Consider the following 920-nt stretch of genomic DNA (forward strand, 5'->3'; position numbering starts at 1 on the left):
GAGGAACACGAAAAAGAAAAGAAGAAAAATCGTAAATCAAAAGTTATCCAATTGGAGTTTTGGTAAAATTCAAAAGCAACTCGAATACAAGCTCGAAGAACATGGAACAACGATGAAGACGATGGATGAAAGCTATACAAGTCAACAATGTCCTTGTTGCGGTAGAAGGAAAAAGACGTCTACAAGAAATTACAAATGTTCCTGCGGCTACGAAGAACATCGGGATGTTCACGGTAGCAAGGGGATTTTGTCCAAGTATCTACATGGAGATATACGCGATTTGGGCAAAACGAAAGAAGTCAAGTATCTACGGATAGCCTAGAGCTAGAAGTAGTAGATGGTGAGTTCCCACCCACTTGCAAAAGTGTTGCTTACGATAGCTTGCTGTTCGGTTTCCGCTACATGTGTAGCGAGAGATAGTAGCCAACCTGCTGTCTTGCAGAAAGTTACGGCAAGTAGTAGTAAGAAACCCCTACTTCTTAGCGAAGCGTAAGTGGGGGAGGTTCATTGAGGAAGCAGGAATTAATACACATAGGAGATGCTCCAAATTCATGACTGAATATAGAGAACTATAGTGGAGGGGCTTGCTCTAAAGCGGCTCCTTTTTCATTTGTTGAACGGGCAGGATAACGCAACGAACAAAAGTTGCCTGCGTCTAATAGCTGGTTGGAGAAATATGAAAGGAGTTGAATGAGAAAGATGACAGCATCATTTTCACATAAGCCCCAAGGATACGAATGTCCATTTTGTCGTGTTTCGGGTATCGAGCGACCTAATCAGGGAACAAAACAAAGGGATATCATCTATCAGAATGAAAAGGTAACGGCATTTATAGCGAGCAAATGGTGGCCAAACAATAAAGGACATGTTCTTGTTGTTCCTAATCAACATTTCGAGAACATCTTTGAACTCCCTGCGGA

General features: G+C 42.0%; 2 protein-coding genes. Both read left to right on the forward strand.

What is annotated here, in order from left to right; genetic code table 11:
- Positions 1–322: zinc ribbon domain-containing protein (locus tag AC1DWB_RS36200; RefSeq protein ID WP_477545877.1), on the forward strand; the 322-nt coding region annotated here is incomplete at its 5' end.
- Between the two features lie 377 nt (positions 323–699).
- Positions 700–920 (forward strand): HIT family protein (locus AC1DWB_RS36205; protein WP_477545878.1); only part of this gene is annotated, 221 nt, incomplete at its 3' end.

The sequence above is a fragment of the Paenibacillus sp. P4_E11 genome, from assembly GCF_056401635.1.